Consider the following 4,875-nt stretch of genomic DNA (forward strand, 5'->3'; position numbering starts at 1 on the left):
GAGCGCCTGTCCAGTATTTCCTGGTTTATGCGCTGTCTTAATGAAGATATCGCACGCAAAGCTAATCGTGAAGATGCATGTAGAGGTGCTTTCTGGGAAGGGCGCTTTAAATCACAAGCCCTACTCGATGAACAAGCCTTGCTAGCATGCATGATGTATGTCGACCTGAACCCCATTAGAGCTGGGATTAGCGATACACTACAAACTTCTGATTTCACTTCGATTCAACAGCGTATTAATGTTCTAAAAGCAACTAAATCAGAAGTTAAGCCAGCAGCAGCGCACTCAACTCTGCCGGAAGATTTAACACTAAAACCTCTCGTAGAATTTGATGGTCCAACTCACCTCGACACTCAATCAGGGCTGCCCTTTCACTTTTGCGATTACCTTGAACTTATCGATTGGACTGGCAGAGCGATAAGACCAGATAAAACAGGTTATATTGATGCAAGCCAACCTAAGCTACTGCAACAGTTAGGCATATCATCTAGTGCTTGGGTAACCTCAGCCAAAGCATTTCGGCGCCAATACGGTACGATTAGTGGAAGCTGGGAGGCAATGTGTGAGTTTAAAAGGCGACACCAAAGTGGTCACTGGTGTAAGGGGAAGTCTTTCAGTCAGGCATTACATCCTTAGCGTAAACTATCCCTTGAGCTTGCATCGAATAGGTTGCAGTAGACACCTCCCAACTTAAATGCCCCTTGAGTCACTCCAAGTTACCGCTTAGCCTTGCTAGCGGCGATTAAGATACAAAAGTGCTCTTCTCTTGCCCCCATCATTATAGCAATTAGTATAAAAATTTGATCGCTCAGCGAGAGTTTAGCGGCTTTGAGGTAAGGTCATTAAATGCTCCTCGGTAACAGCTCCTGCGTTACATGCTAGGCCATGTGGTTCGCAATGAATGAAGAGCATAGTTAAACTAGGTTCAAGTTCATTAACGCTGCATCAGAGCTGCTAAAACTCGCCTGAAGGAGTGTTTTTGGCTTGCTACTTCTGTGTTGAATTAGCTTGCCAAAAACGCTCTGAGTAGATCAACTTCTTATATTGATTGGTATTATACTTCCCTCCACTTTCATGCCAAAAAGTAACACTTTAGATTGACAATAAAGCTGACAGAAAAAACAAATTACCCCTTTGTAACAAACACTTAAATAGGAAGGATACCGAAAGGTTATCTGACACATTTTCCTCTAAAGTAATCACTCAATAAACGCGGGCTAAGCGTTAACTAAATCATAAATAAGGGATATTGTTATGTTGGCGACTCCAACGAATACAGCTTCGGGTGCAAAAAAAATAGCGACTGATTCAACAGAGATTGAACAAACTCGTAGCCACGCGGAGTTATCATCGACTAACAATATCAACCAAACAACCTACAACGAAACCCTGAGCTTTACCCCACTGAAAACCATCAGTAAGCTAAAACAAGCCGAACTACAACCGATAAAAATGATGGTAAACCTATTAATGGAAGCGGTAGTGGTCGTTGATGAGCATGGCACAATTCAACTCATCAACGAACATGCCATTGATCTTTTGGCCGGTGACAACGCTAATTTTGACTACGCGAATAGCACGCTGAGCTCAGATGAAGCAATGTGCACACCAGCACTTATAGGTCAGCAATGGCAAACCTACCTGTTAGAACCTCAAAAAAGCCTGTATCAAAAGATGGTTATAGAGTCTCGAACAGGTACTCGGCCATTAAACCACCCACCAGCAGAAACCACCCTGCGGCTAATGGACAAAAGCAATAAAGACGTTGAAGTGTCAATCACTCACTTTGCCTTAAGTACACCGCTGTTCGCTATCGTGATTAGAGATTTGACCAAATACCGTATGGAATACAAACAGCTGCATCAATGGGCATCGACCGATTGCTTAACCAAATTAGCTAACCGCCGTGTATTTGATGCTGAACTGCAAAACCACTGGCAAAGCTGCACCGACAAGCAGCGCCCAATCAGCGTGTTATTAATAGATATTGACCATTTCAAGATTTTTAATGACAAGTACGGCCATATCTTGGGTGACTACTGCCTACAGAAAATTGCGCGAGCGATTGAAAGCTCTTTACCTGATGCTGACTGCACCGCTGCCCGCTATGGTGGTGAAGAGTTTGCCATCATTATGCCAAACTGCAACGCCAAGCAAGTAGAGCAAACTGCGCGCTTAGTTCAAAAGAACATTAATGACTTAACTTACATGGATATAGGCCTTGATGCCTCAGTAAGCGTCAGCGTAAGCCAGGGCCATGCTAGCGAGATAAACGGCCAGTATAGAACAAGTACTGCGCTTTTATGTGCCGCCGACACTGCGCTTTACCGTGCTAAAGCCGATGGTAGAAATAGAATCAACGCCTGCCTTTAAGATTGCTTAAATAGGAGGTTAACATGCAATATGACCAAGATAAGTTTCAGCTTTTGCCGCTTCCTTGCCCACAATTACTGTTCTGGGCGATTAACCCTGTAATGGCAATAAATGAACTTATATTAGGTCAACGCTTGCCGCAAGTGACCTTAATTGAAAAACACAGTACCCAGCCTCTGCTCGAGCGCCAATTTATCCCCTGCCCGCACTGTAACGCACTTAACCCCGCTAGATTATGGAGCTCAGGTAATGCTTTTGGTCATTGGTTTGGCTATGTTTGCCCAGAATGCTGCGGCACCATTCCCTGCTTATGGAATGTCACCAGTCTATTGTTGCTGGCCTTAACCGCCCCTATTTGGTTATTACTTAAAAAGCCTCTGCAGCAACGCTGCAAAATCAAGAGTCTGAAGCGGGTGATAGCGATGAAACAGAAAACTGCAAAAGTAACTAATCAGCAGCCTTGCATAAAAACAGCGCAAGCGACAGCCGTCATACTGTTTCTATTTATGTTGTTTATTCAAAATAAAGCAGCGGCCTTAACCGTTGAGCAAGTGTCCATTAGCTTGATGGCTAGCTGTTTAGTGGGCGTTATTTTTGGCCAGCTAGCGACATTTAAAAAACGGCAGCGATCAAAAAAGCGCTATTAAAATTAGCGCTTTGGCTAGCCCTTTATGCTGCTCGACTTAAAAAAGTATTAGCGGTTGATAATCACTTTCTCGATAATAATCTGCTCTCTAGGTACATCATCATGCCCAGCTTGAGTCGCCGTTTTAGCTCGACCTATTTTAGTCACCACTTCCATTCCAGCGGTTACGCTGCCAAATACGGCATAGCCCCAACCTGCATTAGTGGTTGCGGTATAATCAAGAAATGAATTGTCAGCTAAGTTAATAAAAAACTGACCGGTTGCTGAATGCGGTGCATCGGTGCGCGCCATAGCAATAGAGCCCCTGACATTTTTAAGGCCTCTATTGGCTTCATTTACAATTGCAGCGCGGGTAGGTTTCTCCTCCATCTCGGCAGTAAAACCACCACCTTGCGCCATAAAGCCCTTTATTACCCGATGAAATATTGTGCCTTCATAAAAACCATCTTCACAGTATTTAAGGAAATTCTTCGAGCTTACTGGCGCCTTTTCAAAATCGAGCTCTATCTCAATATCACCCAAGTTGGTGCTGAAAATAATCATATCAATTCTCTTACACTACATAATTGCCGCCAGTATAACCTGCGTCATAGCAGATACTGCAACCCTGTTAAGGCTGTACGTCCACCACCGTATCATTTGCTTGCAGCTTGTAGCGGTAAAACATCTGCTCCAATGGCTCTATCGTCTGCTCAAAGCCTTTATCCGTCAAAAACTCTGCATTGTACAATTTAGATGATGAACGCTCGGCGACGTCACAATAGAAAGTCACAATCCGCTTGCCCTTACCCATTTTAGCCGCAGCAAATAGTGCACCAGCTACATTAAGTGCAGCGCTACTACCAAGCACTATGCCATCTTGTTGCTGCACGTGACGTGCGATCGCAATAAGGTCAAGATCTGGCAACGTAATCGCTTTATCGACTTTTGCTTGTTTGAAGTTTTCCACTAAGCGCATGATGCCAATCCCTTCGGTAAAAGAGCTACCGCTGGACTGGTACTCCCCTCGCTTGAGATAGCTGTAGATGCCAGAACCATCAGGGTCAACCAACCAAGTTTGCAGCTCAGGGTTTTGTTCCGACAAGTAACGAGAATTACCCGCAATCGTGCCGCCTGTGCCAGCAACAGAGACCAGTGCATCGATATTGCCATTAGTTTGTTGCCAGATCTCTGGTGCGGTATGTTGATAGTGGGCTTTACTATTGCTGATATTCTCAAATTGGTCAGCCCACCAATAGTCATCACGAGCCTCGCCCAGACGCCTCGCGGTATGATAAAAGTGCTCGGGGTTAGCAAATGGACAGGCATCGACCAATAATAGTTCTGCGCCATAGAGTTTAATCATCTGCTCTTTTTCTGGTGCTTGGCCTCTTGGCATGACCACCAGCAGTTTAAAACCCAGCGCCTTGGCAACGAGCGCTAAACCGATACCGGTATTACCAGCGGTTCCCTCAACAATCGTCATGCCGGTTGTTAATTTTCCTGCCTCAACCGCATCCAGCACCATCTGCAATGCGGCGCGATCTTTAATCGAACCGCCAGGGTTTTGCTGTTCGCATTTAAGTAAAATGTCACAGCCGCTTAACGTCGATAAGCTATCGATCCGTAATAGATCCGTATGACCAATAAGTTGAGTGATATTGTTTGATAGCAAAGGATATTCCATAAACTGCCTTAATGATTATTAAGCATCGTTACATACTAAGTCTAGCGCTTACGAAAGCAAGTCGAGCCTTTATCGATAAGATTCTGCGAATGCCCTAAGGCGGTGAATAATTAAAGAGTACTAGGGGCTGTTGAACTTTCGAGCTTAGTTTTTGTTCGAATTCAATTATTTTAGTACAAGGCTTGAGCGA

4 protein-coding genes and 1 pseudogene are annotated in these 4,875 nt (G+C 44.4%); 3 read left to right on the forward strand and 2 right to left on the reverse strand.

The features are described from left to right. The 3 genes and pseudogenes from AB4135_RS21400 to AB4135_RS21410 all read left to right on the forward strand — a co-directional run. Positions 1–636 (forward strand): annotated as a pseudogene (locus AB4135_RS21400) (alpha-amylase family glycosyl hydrolase); the annotation flags it as partial. Positions 637–1,254: 618 nt separating this feature from the next. Continuing rightward, positions 1,255–2,373 carry a diguanylate cyclase gene (locus tag AB4135_RS21405; protein ID WP_371995450.1) on the forward strand — a complete coding sequence of 373 codons (1,119 nt, stop codon included), beginning with the start codon at positions 1,255–1,257 and terminating at the stop codon, positions 2,371–2,373. A 23-nt stretch (positions 2,374–2,396) separates the two neighbouring features. Further along, a complete protein-coding gene (locus AB4135_RS21410; RefSeq protein WP_371995451.1) occupies positions 2,397–3,020 on the forward strand; it encodes a hypothetical protein in 624 nt (207 codons plus the stop codon). Between the two features lie 47 nt (positions 3,021–3,067). Here AB4135_RS21410 and AB4135_RS21415 read toward each other — a convergent pair whose 3' ends face one another. Both AB4135_RS21415 and AB4135_RS21420 read right to left on the reverse strand, forming a co-directional pair. Next, positions 3,068–3,562: a peptidylprolyl isomerase gene (locus AB4135_RS21415; protein ID WP_371995452.1), complete on the reverse strand. Its 495-nt coding sequence runs from the start codon at positions 3,560–3,562 to the stop codon at positions 3,068–3,070. A gap of 67 nt (positions 3,563–3,629) precedes the next feature. Then, the gene (locus AB4135_RS21420; protein WP_371995453.1) at positions 3,630–4,685 is read right to left on the reverse strand and encodes a cysteine synthase A; all 1,056 of its coding nucleotides are present in this window, start codon (positions 4,683–4,685) and stop codon (positions 3,630–3,632) included. Positions 4,686–4,875 lie beyond the last annotated feature (190 nt).

Source organism: Shewanella sp. 10N.286.54.B9 (assembly GCF_041468565.1).
Taxonomy (GTDB): domain Bacteria; phylum Pseudomonadota; class Gammaproteobacteria; order Enterobacterales; family Shewanellaceae; genus Shewanella.